14 protein-coding genes are annotated in these 16,477 nt (G+C 55.7%); 9 read left to right on the top strand and 5 right to left on the bottom strand.

Going from position 1 to position 16,477, the window contains the following annotated elements; all coding sequences use genetic code 11:
• The first annotated feature begins 266 nt into the window (after positions 1-266).
• The 4 genes from IEW12_RS07685 to IEW12_RS07670 all read left to right on the top strand — a co-directional run bounded on the left by IEW12_RS07685 (position 267) and on the right by IEW12_RS07670 (position 6,900).
• Positions 267-1,472 carry a pyridoxal-phosphate-dependent aminotransferase family protein gene (locus tag IEW12_RS07685; protein WP_188565331.1) on the top strand — a complete coding sequence of 402 codons (1,206 nt, stop codon included), beginning with the start codon at positions 267-269 and terminating at the stop codon, positions 1,470-1,472.
• A gap of 130 nt (positions 1,473-1,602) precedes the next feature.
• Positions 1,603-2,895 (top strand): MFS transporter, encoded by a 1,293-nt coding sequence (locus IEW12_RS07680; protein ID WP_188565330.1) that lies wholly within the window; start codon positions 1,603-1,605, stop codon positions 2,893-2,895.
• Positions 2,896-3,018: 123 nt separating this feature from the next.
• Positions 3,019-3,810, top strand: coding sequence for a 2-keto-4-pentenoate hydratase (locus tag IEW12_RS07675; protein ID WP_188565329.1), 792 nt, complete (start codon positions 3,019-3,021; stop codon positions 3,808-3,810).
• 72 nt (positions 3,811-3,882) lie between these two features.
• Complete coding sequence (locus tag IEW12_RS07670) at positions 3,883-6,900, top strand: FAD-binding and (Fe-S)-binding domain-containing protein (protein ID WP_188565328.1); 3,018 nt, start codon at positions 3,883-3,885, stop codon at positions 6,898-6,900.
• A gap of 17 nt (positions 6,901-6,917) precedes the next feature.
• On the opposite strand, the gene IEW12_RS07665 is transcribed toward IEW12_RS07670, so the two are convergent.
• Positions 6,918-7,904 (bottom strand): helix-turn-helix domain-containing protein, encoded by a 987-nt coding sequence (locus IEW12_RS07665; protein ID WP_188565327.1) that lies wholly within the window; start codon positions 7,902-7,904, stop codon positions 6,918-6,920.
• Between the two features lie 136 nt (positions 7,905-8,040).
• Here IEW12_RS07665 and IEW12_RS07660 point away from each other — a divergent pair, with 136 nt between their 5' ends.
• The gene (locus IEW12_RS07660; protein WP_188565326.1) at positions 8,041-8,697 is read left to right on the top strand and encodes a cysteine hydrolase family protein; all 657 of its coding nucleotides are present in this window, start codon (positions 8,041-8,043) and stop codon (positions 8,695-8,697) included.
• 128 nt (positions 8,698-8,825) lie between these two features.
• On the opposite strand, the gene IEW12_RS07655 is transcribed toward IEW12_RS07660, so the two are convergent.
• The 3 genes from IEW12_RS07655 to IEW12_RS07645 form a co-directional block, all read right to left on the bottom strand.
• Positions 8,826-9,926, bottom strand: coding sequence for a S41 family peptidase (locus IEW12_RS07655; protein WP_188565325.1), 1,101 nt, complete (start codon positions 9,924-9,926; stop codon positions 8,826-8,828).
• A gap of 142 nt (positions 9,927-10,068) precedes the next feature.
• A complete protein-coding gene (locus tag IEW12_RS07650; protein WP_188565324.1) occupies positions 10,069-11,694 on the bottom strand; it encodes a M56 family metallopeptidase in 1,626 nt (541 codons plus the stop codon).
• A 31-nt stretch (positions 11,695-11,725) separates the two neighbouring features.
• Complete coding sequence (locus IEW12_RS07645) at positions 11,726-12,112, bottom strand: BlaI/MecI/CopY family transcriptional regulator (RefSeq protein WP_188565323.1); 387 nt, start codon at positions 12,110-12,112, stop codon at positions 11,726-11,728.
• 134 nt (positions 12,113-12,246) lie between these two features.
• Here IEW12_RS07645 and IEW12_RS07640 point away from each other — a divergent pair, with 134 nt between their 5' ends.
• Together IEW12_RS07640 and IEW12_RS07635 are read left to right on the top strand one after the other, a co-directional pair.
• Positions 12,247-12,594, top strand: a complete 348-nt coding sequence (locus tag IEW12_RS07640; protein ID WP_188565322.1) for an ArsR/SmtB family transcription factor — start codon at positions 12,247-12,249, stop codon at positions 12,592-12,594.
• 8 nt (positions 12,595-12,602) lie between these two features.
• Positions 12,603-12,860 (top strand): hypothetical protein, encoded by a 258-nt coding sequence (locus IEW12_RS07635; RefSeq protein ID WP_188565321.1) that lies wholly within the window; start codon positions 12,603-12,605, stop codon positions 12,858-12,860.
• 159 nt (positions 12,861-13,019) lie between these two features.
• On the opposite strand, the gene IEW12_RS07630 is transcribed toward IEW12_RS07635, so the two are convergent.
• Positions 13,020-14,021, bottom strand: a complete 1,002-nt coding sequence (locus IEW12_RS07630; protein ID WP_188565320.1) for a zinc-dependent alcohol dehydrogenase family protein — start codon at positions 14,019-14,021, stop codon at positions 13,020-13,022.
• A 219-nt stretch (positions 14,022-14,240) separates the two neighbouring features.
• On the opposite strand from IEW12_RS07630, the gene IEW12_RS07625 reads away from it, so the two are divergent.
• The gene (locus tag IEW12_RS07625) at positions 14,241-15,131 is read left to right on the top strand and encodes a LysR family transcriptional regulator (protein WP_188565319.1); all 891 of its coding nucleotides are present in this window, start codon (positions 14,241-14,243) and stop codon (positions 15,129-15,131) included.
• A 120-nt stretch (positions 15,132-15,251) separates the two neighbouring features.
• Complete coding sequence (locus IEW12_RS07620; RefSeq protein WP_188565318.1) at positions 15,252-16,469, top strand: aspartate aminotransferase type Ic; 1,218 nt, start codon at positions 15,252-15,254, stop codon at positions 16,467-16,469.
• The last annotated feature ends 8 nt before the right edge of the window (positions 16,470-16,477 follow it).

Here is a 16,477-nt window from a genome sequence, read left to right as displayed (position 1 = left end):
AACGCATAAGTGTTTTAACCGAAATAGCAGCGCTTTTATAGTATGTGAAATTTAGTTAATAATTCTTTGTGGAAACTAAAATTTATCGACTAAAATAAGCTTTTACCTATGAAAATTCATCAATTCTCGAACACGCTTGTGATGATTTTGCGCACCTGACATGCCACTTTGGCGGCTTCGCATACATTCAAATTAACACTTTACCTTCCTATTCTCATCTGCTAAAGTATTTTGTATACAAAATTCAATTTAAAAAGGAGATGTCAGTGTTAAAGCTTAACTTCCATCCAGCCGGCCGCCATTTTTTGCAAATCCCTGGTCCTAGCCCTGTACCTGACCGCATCCTGAGGGCGATGAGCTATCCGACAATAGATCATCGAGGCCCTGAATTTGGCGCTTTGGGTTTGCAGGTGCTGGAAGGCATCAAGAAAATTTTCAAGACGGAACAGCCTGTCATCATCTACCCAGCCTCCGGCACCGGTGCCTGGGAAGCAGCGTTGAGCAATACATTGAGCCCAGGCGACACCGTGCTGATGTATGAAACCGGCCACTTCGCCACGCTGTGGAAAAAAATGGCGGAGGCCCTGGGCCTGAAACCTGAGTTCCTCGGCTTGCCAGGGATAGAGGGATGGCGCCGTGGCGTGCAGGCTGACCTGATAGAAGAGCGTCTGAGGGCAGACAAAGGGCATGTGATCAAGGCCGTTTGCGTGGTGCATAACGAAACCTCCACCGGCGTGACTTCCAATATTGCAGCAGTCCGCAAGGCGATTGATGCTGCCGGCCATCCGGCCTTGCTGCTGGTTGATACCATCTCCGGCCTGGCCTCTGCCGACTATCAGCACGATGCCTGGGGCGTGGACGTTACCGTGTCCGGCTCGCAAAAAGGCCTGATGCTGCCTCCTGGCATCAGCTTCAATGCAGTGTCGAAAAAAGCACTGGAGGCCAGCAAGTCCGCCAAATTGCCGCGCGCATTCTGGGACTGGACCGACATCATAGAAATGAACAAGACCGGCTACTGGCCGTACACCCCCAATACCAACCTGCTGTATGGCCTGGTGGAAGCGCTGGACATGATACTGGGCGAGGGACTGGACAATGTATTCGCCCGCCACAAGCGTCTGGCAGCAGCCTGCCGTGAAGCGGTGAAAGCCTGGGGCCTGGAAGTGCAGTGCGCCGATCCTGAAGTGTATTCACCGGTGTTGACAGGTGTGATGACACCGGAAGGTTTTGATGCCGATGCCATCCGCAAGACCATCTATGAAAACTACGACATGTCGCTTGGCACCGGCCTGGGCAAACTGAAAGGCCGCATGTTCCGTATCGGCCATCTGGGCGAAGCGAATGACCTGACCTTGATGGCGACGCTGGCCGGTTGTGAAATGGGTCTGAAACTTGCCGGTGTTCCTTTGGCCGGTAGCGGCGTCGCAGCAGCAATGCAGTACTTGACGACACATAAAGCCAGGCAGCAATAAGAACCGGGTAGCAGGATGGGAGAGTGGGCTGGTGAACCTTGCATAGACGAGGTCATCAGCCAGACATTTGAACCTGCTTGAATATGCCGTGCCTTGACGCTGTTATGCAATAAATTATTGGAGACAAAGAATGAAACGATCAGGTTTTCGTGCAACAAGTATTGTGCTGTTCATGCTGTGTTTGATGTATTTCATCACCTATCTGGACCGCGTCAATGTCAGCACTGCCGCTGCAGGTTTCGGCAAGGATTTTAATCTTAACAAGACCGAGATCGGCCTGGTCTTTTCTGCGTTTGCCTACCCCTACCTGGTATTCCAGATCATAGGCGGCTGGGTCAGCGATAAATTCGGCTCCAAGCGCACTTTGATCGTCTGCGGCGCACTGTGGGCAGTCGCCACCATATTGACCGGTTTTGCCGGTGGCCTGGTCTCGCTGTTGCTGGCGCGTCTGCTGCTCGGCCTGGGCGAGGGGGCCACATTCCCTGCTGCCACGTCGGCGATGTCGCGCTGGGTTAAAAAAGAGAATCGCGGTTTTGCGCAGGGCATCACGCACGCTTTTGCCCGTATCGGCAATGCGGTCGCGCCGGCAGCGGTTGTCTTTATCATGGCGGCCTATGGATGGCGCATGTCCTTCTATGTATGCGGCGCGCTGAGCCTAGTCTGGGTCGTCGCATGGATGTATGTCTTCACGGAAGACCCGGCAGATCATCCCGGCGTATCCAAGGAAGAACTGGCCGAACTGCCTGCGGTAAGAAAGAAAAATGTGCAGGTACCCTGGAGTGCGTTGGGCAAGCGCATGGCGCCCGTCACGCTGGTGTACTTCTGCTACGGCTGGACACTATGGCTGTTCCTGAGCTGGATACCGCAATACTTCCTGCATAGCTATGATCTGGACCTGAAGAAATCCGCACTGTTCGCCTCCAGCGTTTTCTTTGCCGGTGTAGTCGGCGATACGTTGGGCGGTATTGTCAGCGACAAGATACTGATACGCACCGGTAATCTGAAGTGGGCGCGCAGCTACATGGTCTCCATCTGCATGTTTCTGACCTTGCTGTCTTTGCTGCCGCTCTTGTTTACGCACAACCTGCTGGTATCGATACTCAGCCTGAGCGCCGGTTTCTTCTTTGCAGAAATGACGATAGGACCGATGTGGGCAATCCCGATGGACATCGCTCCGGAATTTTCAGGCACGGCAAGCGGCATGATGAATACCGGCTCGGCACTGGCGGCGATCATCTCGCCGGTATTGTCCGGCTATCTGATAGACAGGTTCGGCAATTGGGAACTCCCCTTTGTCGGCAGCATGATATTGATGGGTTTTGGCGTCTTCCTGGCGTTCCGCATGCAACCGGAAAGCAAATTCCAGTTGGCTGCGCCAGCCAAAGCGGATGGCACCGAGAGTGCATATCCTGCCAACACCTAGCAGTACTTTAGTAATCACCAAGCTGTAGATAGCTTCATTCAGGTCTGGCATGGGCAAGCGTTTCAGGTGGTATCGCGAACGTTTGCTCATGGCATAAGGACTATCGATAAAAGAGAGACAAGGATGTCAGCCTCAAATTCCATTCAGCCTGAACACTCCGGTATTGCGGACATAGCCGGGGCATTGAGCAGCGCCTACCAGACTCACAGCATGGTTGCCATTCCCGGTGAGCTGCTACTGGCGAACGCGGAGCAGGCATATGCGGTACAACGCGATTTTCTGGGCCGGGTCAGTACAGGTGCGGGCGGCTGGAAAATAGGCGCCAAGTCGGCAGACGGACCTATACAAGGGGCACCTTTGCCCCGCGACGGAATCCATCGTTCTGGAGCGACCCTGAGCAAGGCACACTTTCCCGTGCTGGGTCTGGAACTGGAAATCGCTTTCACTTTTAAACGCGACTTCACATCCGCCGATGCAGGTCTTACTGATGCCGACATCATGGGCAGCGTAGCGACCATGCAGGCATCCATAGAAATTGTTTCCAGCAGGCTGACAGGCTGGCCGGAAGTAGACAAGTTATTGCAATTGGCGGATCTGCAAAACCATGGCGCATTGATCGTCGGTGAAGCGGTAGCCTATCAAGATAACTTTAATTTCCAGCAACCGACAGCCCATCTGCGGATGAGCAGTGCCGGCGATGTAGAGATATTCAACGGCAATGGAAATAATCCGGCCGGGGATCCGCGCCGCCTGTTGCCATGGCTGGTCAGGCATTGCGCTGCCCAGGGGCTGACGCTGGCAGCGGAAGATATCGTTACTACCGGTTCGTACACCGGTATCCATTTTCCAACTGCTGCGGGCACAGTCAGCGGCGAGATCAAGGGACTTCCTCCGATACAGTTCACGCTGGCGTGAGTGGCATAAGTGGTGTAAGTGGCGCGCCGGCTTGACCGGCACAGCGCTTAGCCCAATTACAGGATATTTGACATGCTAGTAAAACCCATCCATCTGGTTCCCCCAGGCCGTAGTTTGGGGGCATCGCCCATGCTGCGCCAGTTGCAGAAAGAGCTGCAGGGCGACGTGCTGTTCAGTGCGGCCGACCGCGGGCGCTATTCAACGGATGCCTCCATTTACCAGATCATGCCGCTGGGTGTCGTGGTGCCGCGCAGCCAGGATGATTTGCTGCTGGCGCTGGATATTGCGCGCCAATTTCATGCGCCAGTGCTGGCGCGGGGCGCAGGCACTAGTCAGTGCGGCCAGACCATAGGCGAAGCGCTGGTGATAGACAATAGCAAATGGCTCAACAATGTACTGGAGTTTGACCCCAAGGCGATGACGGTGACTGTCGAGCCGGGCATCGTGCTGGATCATTTGAATGCATGGCTAAAGCCGCATGGACTATGGTTCCCGGTGGATGTGTCCACTGCTGCGCAATGTACGATAGGCGGCATGGCAGGCAATAATTCCTGCGGCTCGCGTTCCATAGAATACGGCAACATGGTGCACAACGTGCTGTCCATAGATGCCGTGCTGGCGGACGGCAGCCAGGCGCAGTTTGGTGCTGTCGGCAAGATGAAATCCAGCCCGAGGCTGGATGCAATCCTGGCGGGACTGCAGCAGATCGCCTTGCGCGAGAAGGATGAAATCAGGGAGCAGATGCCGCGCGTGCTGCGCCGTGTGGCCGGTTACAACATCGACATTTTCGATTGCCAGAATCCCAAGGCATATACCGATGACGGTATCGCCAACCTGTCGCATATCCTGGTCGGGTCTGAAGGAACGCTGGCCTATTCCCGCCAACTGACCTTGAAGCTGGCACCGTTGCCGCAGCATAAGGTGCTTGGCGTGGTGAACTTCAACAGTTTCTACCAGGCGATGGACATGACCCAGCATATCGTCAAGCTGGGACCCACCGCGGTGGAGCTGGTAGACCGCACGATGATTGATCTGGCGATTAGCAATCCGGCCTTCAAGCCGGTGATAGAGAAGGCGCTGACAGGAGAGCCGCAGGCTGTCCTGCTGGTGGAGTTTGCCGGCCAGACCCAGGCGGAACAATTGCAAAAGCTGGCGCAACTGGTGGAGCTGATGGCCGATCTTGGTTTGCCCGGTTCAGTCGTTGAAATGCCGGGCGCCAATGAACAGAAAGCCCTGTGGGAGGTACGCAAGGCCGGGCTGAATATCATGATGAGCATGAAGGGCGATGGCAAGCCTGTGTCCTTCATCGAAGACTGCGCGGTGCCGCTGGAGCATCTGGCTGAATACACCAGCCAGTTGACCGAAGTCTTCCACCAATACGGCACCGAGGGTACCTGGTATGCGCATGCCAGCGTGGGTACGCTGCATGTGCGGCCGATACTGGATATGCGCCGTGGTGGCGCCAAGGATATGCGCGAGATTGCCGAAGCGGCCTCCGCGCTGGTGCGCAAGTACAAGGGCGCGTATTCCGGCGAGCACGGCGACGGCTTGTGCCGCGGCGAATGGGTGGCATGGCAATACGGTCCCAAAATCAATCACGCATTCCAGCAGATCAAGCAGTTGTTCGATCCTGAAAATCGCTTCAGCCCTGACCGCATCGTCAATCCGCCGAAAATGGACGACACCGGCAATTTCCGTTTTGCTCCCGGTTATCAGGAACTGGCGCACGAAACACAGTTGGACTGGTCGCCCTGGAATGTGTTGCGCGATCCGCTTAGCGGCGTGGAAACTGCACCCGGTAGCGGCCCGGACCACACCGGCGGCCTGGCCAAGCTGGTGGAGATGTGTAACAACAACGGTCATTGCCGTAAATTTGACGCGGGCACCATGTGCCCCAGCTACCGCATCACCAAGGATGAGAAGCACGTTACCCGCGGCCGCGCCAATACCTTGCGGCTGGCCATATCCGGCCAGTTGGGGCAGGAAGGACTGGCCAGTCCGGAAGTCAGGGAAACACTGGATCTGTGCGTATCCTGCAAAGGCTGTAAGCGTGATTGTCCTACCGGCGTGGACATGGCAAAGATCAAGATAGAAACCAAGGCTGCGTGGACGCAAAAACATGGTCTGCGCCTGCGCGACAAGCTGGTTGCCTATATGCCGTCTTATGCTCCTTATGCGAGCCGTTTTGGCGGATTGATTGCGCTAGCCGAAAAAATTCCGGTCGTTTCAGCTTGGGTCAAGCAGGGCCTGGGCCTGGCTGCGCAACGCTCAGCGCCGCGCTTCAAGACTTCTTTCCTGTCCAATGCACAAGCTGGGCTAGCTACTGGTAGCAATGGCAAGGAGGTCTTGCTGTTTGTGGATACCTTTAATAACTATATGGAGCCGGAAAATGCCAGGGCAGCGCAGCAGGTGCTGGAAGCGGCCGGCTACCGCGTGCATTTCAGCGCAGTGCCGGGGCAGCGCCCGCTCTGTTGTGGACGAACCTATCTGTCTGCCGGTCTGGTGGACCAGGCCAAGGCGGAAGCACGGCGCGCACTGGATGCCTTGCTACCATTTGTGAATCGCGGTGTTGCCGTGGTCGGCCTGGAACCCTCTTGCCTGCTGACATTGCGCGACGAGTTCCTGAATTACGGTTATGGCCAGGAAGCAGAAAAATTGTCCAGATCGGCTTTCCTGTTTGAAGAATTCCTGGTCCGGGAAAAGCAGGCCGGTCGCTTGCAACTGAACCTGCAGGCGCTTGATAGCAGCAAGGTATTGGTGCATGGGCATTGCCATCAGAAAGCCTTTGATGCCTTTACGCCGGTGCAGACGGTGCTGAAATGGATACCGCAAATGGAATTGTCGGTAGTGGAATCATCCTGCTGCGGCATGGCCGGCAGCTTCGGCTATGAAGAGGAACACTACGACGCGTCCGTGGCGATGGCCGAATTGTCCCTGTTGCCTGCCGTCAGGAAAGCGATGGCGGATGATCGCGATACCATTGTCGTTGCCGACGGTACCAGTTGCAGGCACCAGATACACGACGGTGCACAGCAAGAGGCCATCCACGTAGCCCGCGTGTTGGCACGTTCGCTGAAGCTGGCGGCATAGCTGTAAAGGGAGGGGGCTTAAATTCCCTGGAATTCCCGCCGGTAGGCTGACGGCGAGGTCTGGAAAGCGCTGGCGAAATGCCGGCGCAGTACCAGCGCGGAACCGAAGCCGGTATCGCTGGCGATATCGTCTATTGATCTGCGAGTTGATTCCAATTGCCGCTGTGCCTGCGCCAGCCTCTGGTTCAGCAGCCACTGGCCCACCGTGGTGCCTGTCAGTTTCTGGAAATGCCGGGTAAAGCTGCGCCGGCTCATCAATGCACGTTGTGCCAGTTGATCCAGGCTCTGCGGTTCCGCCAGGTGCTGCAGCATCCAGTCCAGCACTCTGGATAGCCTGTCGTCGCTGGCCAGTACCGGCAAAGGCTGGTCTATATACTGCGCCTGTCCGCCCTGGCGATGCGGTGCGACCACCAGCCTGCGCGCGATATGCGTTGCAACATCCGATCCGTACTGCGAGCGCAGCAGGTGCAGACAACAGTCTATGCCTGCGGCAGTGCCCGCCGACGTGGTGACGTCTCCATGATCCACATACAGGACATTCGGGTCCAGGCTGATCTGCGGGTAGCGCTGTACAAACTCTTCCGCCAGCGCCCAGTGGGTAGTCGCGCTGCGTTGATCCAGCAAGCCGGCCTCTGCCACCACAAACGCTCCCAGGCATAGCCCGACGATGCGAGCGCCGCGCGCATGCGCCTTGCGCAGGGCTTTTAGCAAGGGGGCAGCAGGTGCTTGCAGGTTGGTGCGCCACGAGGGTATCACGACCATATCGGCCCGCTCTATGATGGACAGGCCATATTCAGTATTGATGCTGAATCCGGCATTAGTCTCTATCTGCTGCCTGCGCGGTCCCGCTTCGGACGAGCATACGCAAACCTTGAATGCAGGCAAATCCAGGCCGCCATGATGCTCGCCGAATACCATGCAGGGCACCGACAAGTGGAAGGGGCTAATGCCGTCAAAGGCAATAACGGCAATAGTTTTTGCAGGATGGCGGGATAAGGTAAGCATGGCCTGATTGTATCGTTTAATGGCAACCGGGTCACTATCGCCAAAACCTGGCCTCCTCGATAATGCTTTCCACGGACTGCATATTGCATATGGCATATGGCAGCCGCGACACCGGTTCAATTTATGAGGAAACATCATGCCAGCATCTGAGAGCACGCTTAACGCCGCCAAACCGAAACGCGCACTGATTGTTATTGATGCGCAGAACGAATATTTCAGCGGCAATCTGCTGATTGAATACCCTGATCCAGAATTGTCCATACGCAATATAGGTGCAGCGATGGATGCTGCACGCAGCACAGGCATACCGGTACTGGTGGTGCAGCACACCTCTGTAGCGGGGGCTCCGGTTTTTCAAAAAGGCCAGCCGACCTGGGAGTTGCATGACACGGTGAAGAGCCGTGGCCATGATCATCATATAGAAAAGCAGATGCCCAGCATCTTCAGCGGCACGGATGCCGCCGCGTGGCTGCAACAGAACGGCATCGATACGCTGAGCATCACCGGCTACATGACGCAAAACTGCAATGCCAGCACGATATACCAGGCAATGCATGACGGCTATCAGGTAGAAATGCTGAGCGATGCCACCGGTGCCGTACCCTACGCCAATGCCGCCGGCAACGCTACTGCAGAAGAAATACACCGTGTGCTGAGCGTGATCTTTCACTCCAAATTTGCAGCCGTGGTCAGCACCAGGGATTGGATAAAGGCCGTCAGCAGCGGCCAGGCAATAGGAAAGAGCAATGTGCTCGTTTCCAACCACGCTGGCCGCGCATTGAAAGCAGCCTGAGCTGAGTTGGAGGGGAGGGAGCGCTACTTTTAGCGATCGCTTCCTTCTTCATACCCACGTCGGCTTAAGCTACGGGCTGGCATCATTTCACGTCACCGATAAGGTCCAGCGCACGTATTGTGCTATTGCTAGCGACGTGGCTTGTAGGTCGGCGTTGGGCTTTCTCCTTTTTCTGCCAGCAGCAGGATCCTTTGTAGGTCATCACGCTCTTCGGGATCAGTATTTTTCGCCAGCAGGCTGCGCAGGATTTCCATGTAGGCTGTTTGTTGCGCCTGTGCTGCTGCAACGGCAATATCCGGCTTTACGCCGATGTGTTCCCAATTGGCATGGGTCACGGGATTGATCGCGCGTCCGGTAGGGATATTGACCACCAGGCCATGGCCCAATGAAAACCGGTTCCCCGGATTGGCACCACCGCCAGTCGTCTCGCCCACCAGCGTGGCGCGTTTTTGCGTCTGGAAGTCGTAAGCGCATTCTTCCCCGCCGGAAAAAGTGCGGGCCGAGGTCAGCACATATACAGGCTTGGAATAGCGTTCACCGACACTGCTGCTGGTCCAGAATTGCTGCGTCGTATTGGTCGGCCTATCGTAGATATCGTTCAGGTGGCGCTCATCTCCTTTAGTAAAGAAATGGCTCATCAGAAAGGCAACGCTGCTGGGGCTGCCGCCGTCATTGCGGCGCAAATCCAAGATCAATGCATCTGTTCCACCCAGCAGCGAGAGTGCCGAAGTATACGCTGCTGCCACGAGTTCGGTGGGGCCAAAGCCGCGCAATTCCAGGTAGCCGACATTGCCAGGCAGGCGCTGCAGCTTTTCTATGCCATAAGCCATGTTCGCGGCGTCGACGCGCTGCCTTTCCATCTCTTCGGCGCTTGGTACGGCGTTCGGATTTTCTTGCACATGAAAGCGCGGATCATGGAAGACCATGAAGTGCTTGTCGTTGCCTTGCTCCCGTAAATCTTTTGACAGCTCGGCGGCGAACGCCGCAGAGCTGGCGGCTGTTGCGTAGCCATTCTTTGCCGCCTTGTCTTTCAGCGCTTTCCTTATCCGTTCCGCGACATCAGGAAAGACATAATTGGCCTGTAGTTTGACGTCCAGTGTTTGCAGGACTTCCTTGCGCTCAGCCTGAGAAATGGGGGCGTCCGCCGGTTGAGCAAGCGCGTGCATGGACAAGCCTGAAATGACGGCGCTTAAAAAAAGTGAAAATATCAGTTTCAATTTGTTCTTCATAAATGACTCCTTAGCCTCTGTTTAATGTTTGCTGATTAATGTCTACTAATTGATTAGTAGTTTTGTTTAAAAAAATGCTTACGCCCAAAGGGGGCAAGCACTGCTGCTCTTCGTTTGCAGGACTCCAATTGCCAATAGCTATTCACTGCTGCATCAATGGAGAAATAAATGGAGAAATATCGAGCTTTGCGGTCTGCCAGATTCCGTTGTGCGTTGTGCCGGCATAAGTTACCTTGGCCTTGCCCTTGGGGCCGCTAAATACCATGGAGAACGCCGCTTTACCGCCTTCAGGCTCTTCCAGGCCCCATAGCCGGAAATCCCAGGAACCCCAGATGCGTATGCTTCCATGAAATGAATCACGCTCGAAATTGACCGGTGTGCCCAGGGTTTCAAGCAATTGGCGGTCATTTTGCAGCTTGCTGAACAAGGCCCTGAGTTCCGTTGAGTCGGACGCGCGCGCCGGCGGGGGCTGCACTGGTTCCAAAGGAAGGGGAGGAATTTCCGGCAAGGGCGGCAATGGGGGCAGGGGTGGCCGAGGTGGCTGCGGTGGCAGGGGCGGCGTATCCATAGGTTCCAGCTCCTTCAGCCATACGCGGACCTTTTCATCGACAGGCATGTCATGGCCGTCTTCCTTATAGCTTTCCTTCACACGGCCTTGATCATCCATGCTGATCCGGTAATAGCGCTGCTTGTCCAGCAGATAGCTTGCCGTGAACTCGCGGAAGTTGCCGGCAGTGAGCTCCCCGCTGGACGATGCATTGATCTTCAGATTCGTCAGCAAATGCTTGGGCGGCACGATCTGTGTTGCCAGCAAGGTGCCTGAGCACAGCAGCAATAGCAGTGCAACAGGTACGCGCCAGTTCTGGGGCGCCGGTGAACTTGATAGCAGATGTGTGATGCGTTTCATCAAGGAGCCTCCCTTTGCAGCAAGCGCAAAACGCGGGGGAAGGGAAGGTCGATGCCGCTGCGTTGTTAGCGCTGTCAAGGCCTCTGCCAGGACGATGGCGTCGCCGCATACTTCTACCGCCAGATCGTCGCAGGCATGCTCCCTTTCCTGGCGTATGCGCTTGCTCAGCCACCACATGGCCGGATGGAAGAAAAGCAAGGATTCGACCGCGCATTGCAGTCCATTCCACAGCCAGTCCAGGCGGCGGATATGCGCTAATTCGTGTGCCAGCAGCGCCTCTAACTGCTCAGGCGGTAAGTGCGTCAGCAAGGATGCCGGCAACCAGATGACAGGCCGCCAGAGGTGGGCGGTGAAAGGCGATGCAACATGGCTTGCAACACGTATTGCCACCGTGCGCGTTATGCCAAGCGCAGTACGCAGCGCCTGGGAGCGGTGTAGCCATTCAGCAGGCAAGTCAAGATAGGCTTGCTGCTCCATGCTGTTGATCAGGCGCCAGCCGCCTAGCTGGAGAGCCAGCATGCACGCAACACCGGCCAGCCACAAGCCGGACACGAATACCAGGATCCAGTCCGCCCAGGGCGGGTTGCTGATGCTGCCATGATCGATGCCTGTGACGATGGCAATCCCCGGTTCGCCGGCCGGAAAAAGCGGAAATGCCTGCCAGAACAAGATAAACGTCAGCAGGGGCGCTGCCAGCATTGCCATCATCCACGCCATTCCTACAGCGTGACGTATCCTGGCGCTGCTTTTTCCCAGCAGCGAAAAACTCAGAGCCGCCAGAAAGGCCAGCAGCGCCAATTGCCACAATGAGTGCAGCAATACGTGGGCGATGGCGGATGTCAGTTCAAAAGGCGCGTTCATGCGGAGCTTTCCTCTTTTCGCAAGTGAGGGCTTATTTGGAGCGTCGTTTTTTTGCTTCAGCGATCATCCGTTCGATAGCATCCAGCTCTTCATTGCTGGCCGTATCGTCGTCCAGCGCCCGCTGCACCAGCTTGAAGGCAGAACCGGCAAAGGCATTTTGCACAAAGCTTTTCAACATCGAGGATTGCACCACAGGTTCGGAATACAGCGCGACATAGCGATGGCTGCGCTCGCTTTCATCTCTCTTGACGAGCTTTTTTTCACTCATGATCGTCAGCATTTTGAGCACGGTGGTGTATGCAGTGTCCTTGCTGAGCAGCAGGTCCTCATGCACTTCACGTACGGTAGCGGGGTCCTTGCGTTTCCACAGGATACGCAATATGGCAAGTTCCCCTTCGGTGGGCTGCGGGCTGGTCATGGCGATCTTTCTTTTGTCAGGTCATCTACTACTAAGTTAGTAGTACTATAGGATTAGTATGTTCGCGCGTCAACCAATTTAGTGTTGTCAAAATAGTCGTTGACACTGTTTTATATGTAAGATATTGTTTACACATGAAATCAAAAACAGCGAAACTTCCGGGAGATCAATTGCTGGCCATCCTGGCGGCTTTATCAAATCCGCATCGCTTGCGCATCCTCGCGGCGCTGCAGTCGGAAGGCCGCAATTATGTCAGTCAACTGGCGCGTGAGATCGGTATCAGTCGTCCCTTATTGCATCTGCACTTGCAGAAGCTGGAGGGAGCCGGTCTTGTCACCAGCCAGTTGGAACTGTCACAGGATGGCAAGGCGCTCAATTATTTCGAAGTGTCCAGTTTTGCCATAGAACTGACGCCTGCCGCGATTGCCGAGGCGGTAAAAACCCTGACTTCCAACCCAGAATCTACCAACCCAGAATCATAGAGGCCCATATGTATCAAGACGTTTTTCTCGCCGCGTTCTTCTTTCCAGCCGTTGCCGTGGTACTGGTTTTCTTCATGAAATATGTGTCTGCGATCTTGCAGGCACGCGTACGCCTGGCTCAGGACGAGGCCTATCGCGAGATCGCGAATAAGGGGGTAGCCGCCCAGGCGGAAACAGCGGCGGCTATCGCATCAATGACTGCGATGCTGGCTGATATGCAATCCAGGCTGACAGGCGTGGAGAAAGTTCTTCGCGAAGTGGAATAAGCGGTAAATACGCAGGCTATTGCAGAGGTGGGGCAGCGGACTCTCCTGGCCTCGTACCGGCAGACCTGGGTACGATCTCCGGTAGTGGTTTTGCGCGTGGAGGAATGCACCAGCGTTAAAGCCGCCCCTTGGGCGGCTTGTTATTTGCCAAATTGCGGATCAGATAATATTGATCACGACCTTGCCGCGCGCCGTGCCGGTTTCCAGCAAGGCATGTGCTTCCATCGCGGTATCCATTGTAAATTCACGGCTATCCATCAGCGGGCGTAGTTTGCCTGCTTCGGCCAGCTTGGCAGCTTCTTGCATGATGTTGCCATGCTGTACCCGGCCTTTGCCTGTGATCAGCGGCAACAGCGTAAATACGCCTGAATAGGTGGCGGCGCGGAAAGACAAAGGCGCCAGCTTATGCGTGCCCCAGCCCAGGCAACTGACCACATGGCCGCCATAGGTGCGCGCTGCTTCAAAAGACGCATCCAGCGTGGCGCCGCCCACGGTGTCATAAATAATGTCAAAACCTTCGCCATCGGTATAGGCGGCGACATATTCACCGACTGTCATCGCCTGATAGTCGATGGCGACTGCTCCATAGCCTTCAATAATCTCTTTTTGTGCAGCAGAGCCGGTGGCATAGACGATTGCACCGCGGGCAACTGCCAGTTGCACCACAATATGGCCGACGCCGCCGGCACCGCCGTGCACCAGCACTTTTTGACCGGGCTTGACTGCCGCACGGTCCACCAGGCCTTCCCAGGCAGTGATGAAGATCAGCGGCAAAGCAGCAGCTTCGCGCATGCTCAGCTTGGAGGGCTTATGTGCCAGCAGCGTCGCATCCACCGCGGCAAATTCAGCCAGCGATCCTTGCACACCGGCAATACCGCCCGTCATGCCATACACTTCATCACCGGCTTTAAACCGATTGACGCCAGGGCCAACCGCTTCCACTACGCCAGCCAGGTCGATGCCGAGGATGGCAGGCAGCACGGTCTTGGCATGAGCAGCATTGCCGCCGCGTATTTTTATATCTAGAGGGTTCACGCCGCTGGCAAGGATGCGTACCAGCACTTCACCGGCTGCGGGTGCAGGGCGAGCGACGCCGCGCAGGATAAAAGATTCCCCATAATTTTCCAAAACCAGTGCTTGCATATTCGCTGCGTTCGACATGATGATTCTCCATTAGATGATTAAAAGTTGTCGCTATTTGCCGGGAAGCTTTGCCCCTTGCGATGGAATAGAGTCTATGCGCTGGGCCGCTCAGGAAAAACAGGGCTCGGCGCAATGCAGAATTATGAAAAACTGGATAATCGGCGAAAAAATTGACAGTGATACAATAAGTTCTGCTTCAGTTTCTTGTTAATTGCCTGGCTATATGGAAAATTGTCTATGGATCGTCTGGATGCGCTAAGGATGTTTTGCAAAGTGGTGGAGTTCGGCGGTTTTAGCCGGGCTGCCGACAAGATGGGCGTTTCCACGTCATCAGTGACCAACCAGATCGCAGCGCTGGAAAAGCATTTCAATATCAAACTGCTCAATCGCACCACGCGCAGCATGTCGCTGACGGAAGAGGGGCGCCAATGCTATGAACAGGCCTTGAGGCTGATCAGCGATATGGAGGATCTGGAAGGCAGCCTGCTGCAATCCAATCAAAAACCCAGCGGCAGCCTGCGGGTGGACATGCCCAGCATTATCAGCCGCATGTACGTTGCACCGGCACTGCCGCGCTTTATCGCCGCCTACCCCGACATCACGCTGAAAATTACAGTGGGCGACCGTAATATCGATATGGTGGAAGAGGGTGTGGACGTGCTGATACGCATAGGTGATCTACCCAGCTCCAACCTGATAGCCAAAAGCCTGTATAAAACCGACTATGTTTGCTGTGCTTCTCCTGCCTTCCTGGAAAAGCATGGCGTTCCTGCAACGCCGGAAGATCTCGCGCAGTTTCCTTGTCTCAGCTTCCTGAAGCCGAACTCGCGCCAGGTCAGGCCCTGGACCTTTGAAAAAGACGGCGAAAAATTCCAGCATATTCCACAGCCCCTGATCGCAATAGATCATGTCGCATCATTGATAGAAGCCGCCAAAGCCGGTGCGGGTATCGTCCAGCATATGTCGGTATCGGTGGCGGAATCCTTGCGTGCCGGCTCGCTGGTGCCCATCCTCCGGGACTGGGCTGCACCGGGGCCGGAGGTGTCGGTGCTGTTCCAGCAAAAGCATCACCGCGCCGCCAAGATCAAGGCCTTTGTCGATTTTGCCGAGGATCTTTTCAAAAACTGAATAAAATCGGAACACATTCCGGCCTTCAGCGATCTGTTACGGTCTGTATCGTAGCAATCTATATCTGTTCAGATACAGGCAGGCGGCGGATGATGGAGCAACAGCCTCATGGAGAAAAGCATGGATGCATCACAAGTTCACAGGCAATATCAGGCATTTAAACAAAAGGGCCTGAAGCTGGATATGTCGCGCGGCAAGCCTTCGCCGGAGCAGTTGGATCTGTCCAACGCGCTGCTGGGGGCAATGGAAACTTATGTCGCTGCCGATGGCACAGATACGCGCAATTACGGCGGCGCACTGGGTTTGCCTGAGGCGCGTGCGCTATTCGGCGAATTGCTGGATTTGCCTGCATCACAGGTGGTAGTGGATGGCAGCAAGAGCCTGTCCATCATGCATGATGTGATTGTGTTTCATTTGCTGTATGGCGCCACAGGCCAGCCGCGCTGGCTGTCTGCCGAGCCGGTCAGCTTCCTGTGCCCGGTGCCGGGTTACGACAGGCACTTCGGTATCTGTGAGGCGCTGGGCATCAAGATGATCAATGTTCCCATGAATGACGATGGTCCTGATATGGATCTGGTCGAAAAACTGGTTGCCAGCGATGCCAGCATCAAGAGCATGTGGTGCGTGCCCAAGTATGCGAATCCCTCCGGCACGGTGTATTCGGATGAGGTAGTGCGGCGCCTGGCGGCCATGCCGACTGCGGCAAAGGACTTCCGCCTGTTATGGGACGATGCCTACCGCTTCCATCATCTGGGCGAAGAAAAAATCGCCATCCCGAATATGCTGGAAGAGTGCGCGAAGGCCGGCAATCCGGATCGCGCCTTTGTGTTTGCGTCTACCTCAAAAGTTACCTTTGCCGGTTCCGGCTTGGCTGCGATGGCGAGCTCTGCGGCCAATATCGCCTGGTGGCAGAAATGCTCTTCGGTGCGCAGCATAGGTCCGGATAAAGTTAATCAGCTACGCCATGTACAGTTCCTGAAAAACCGTGCCAATGTGGAGGCCTTGATGGAAAAGCACAGGCAATTACTGAAGTCCAAGTTTGCCGCCGTGGACGCGCAATTTGCGCTGCAACTGGAGGGCATGGCTGATGTGAGCTGGAGCCATCCGAAAGGCGGCTATTTCATTGACTTGCTGACCCCGCCCGGCATGGCAAAGCGCACGGTGGCATTGGCAAAAGACCTGGGCATCGTGCTGACAACAGCCGGCGCTTCCTTCCCGTATGGAGTCGATCCGCAGGACAGGCACATCCGGATTGCTCCCAGCTATCCTTCGCTGGCCGAGATCACGCTGGCAGCAGAAGGGATAGCGCTGTCGCTGAAGATGGCGGCGACGGAGTAGGGCGTTCT

It is taken from the genome of Parundibacterium terreum, assembly GCF_014636315.1.
In the GTDB taxonomy this organism is placed as follows: Bacteria; Pseudomonadota; Gammaproteobacteria; order Burkholderiales; family Burkholderiaceae_D; genus Undibacterium; species Undibacterium terreum.
This window is presented reverse-complemented; position numbering and strand designations above follow the sequence as displayed.

Excerpts from the sequence above, each read along its gene's own strand:
- IEW12_RS07645 (WP_188565323.1), bottom strand. The coding sequence starts at position 12,112 with ATGACCAGCCCGCAGCCCACCGAAGGGGAACTTGCCATATTGCGTATC.
- IEW12_RS07675 (WP_188565329.1), top strand. The coding sequence starts at position 3,019 with ATGTCAGCCTCAAATTCCATTCAGCCTGAACACTCCGGTATTGCGGAC.
- IEW12_RS07665 (WP_188565327.1), bottom strand. The coding sequence starts at position 7,904 with ATGCTTACCTTATCCCGCCATCCTGCAAAAACTATTGCCGTTATTGCC.
- IEW12_RS07620 (WP_188565318.1), top strand. The coding sequence starts at position 15,252 with ATGGATGCATCACAAGTTCACAGGCAATATCAGGCATTTAAACAAAAG.
- IEW12_RS07630 (WP_188565320.1), bottom strand. The coding sequence starts at position 14,021 with ATGTCGAACGCAGCGAATATGCAAGCACTGGTTTTGGAAAATTATGGG.
- IEW12_RS07660 (WP_188565326.1), top strand. The coding sequence starts at position 8,041 with ATGCCAGCATCTGAGAGCACGCTTAACGCCGCCAAACCGAAACGCGCA.
- IEW12_RS07670 (WP_188565328.1), top strand. The coding sequence starts at position 3,883 with ATGCTAGTAAAACCCATCCATCTGGTTCCCCCAGGCCGTAGTTTGGGG.
- IEW12_RS07640 (WP_188565322.1), top strand. The coding sequence starts at position 12,247 with ATGAAATCAAAAACAGCGAAACTTCCGGGAGATCAATTGCTGGCCATC.
- IEW12_RS07650 (WP_188565324.1), bottom strand. The coding sequence starts at position 11,694 with ATGAACGCGCCTTTTGAACTGACATCCGCCATCGCCCACGTATTGCTG.
- IEW12_RS07680 (WP_188565330.1), top strand. The coding sequence starts at position 1,603 with ATGAAACGATCAGGTTTTCGTGCAACAAGTATTGTGCTGTTCATGCTG.
- IEW12_RS07625 (WP_188565319.1), top strand. The coding sequence starts at position 14,241 with ATGGATCGTCTGGATGCGCTAAGGATGTTTTGCAAAGTGGTGGAGTTC.
- IEW12_RS07655 (WP_188565325.1), bottom strand. The coding sequence starts at position 9,926 with ATGAAGAACAAATTGAAACTGATATTTTCACTTTTTTTAAGCGCCGTC.
- IEW12_RS07635 (WP_188565321.1), top strand. The coding sequence starts at position 12,603 with ATGTATCAAGACGTTTTTCTCGCCGCGTTCTTCTTTCCAGCCGTTGCC.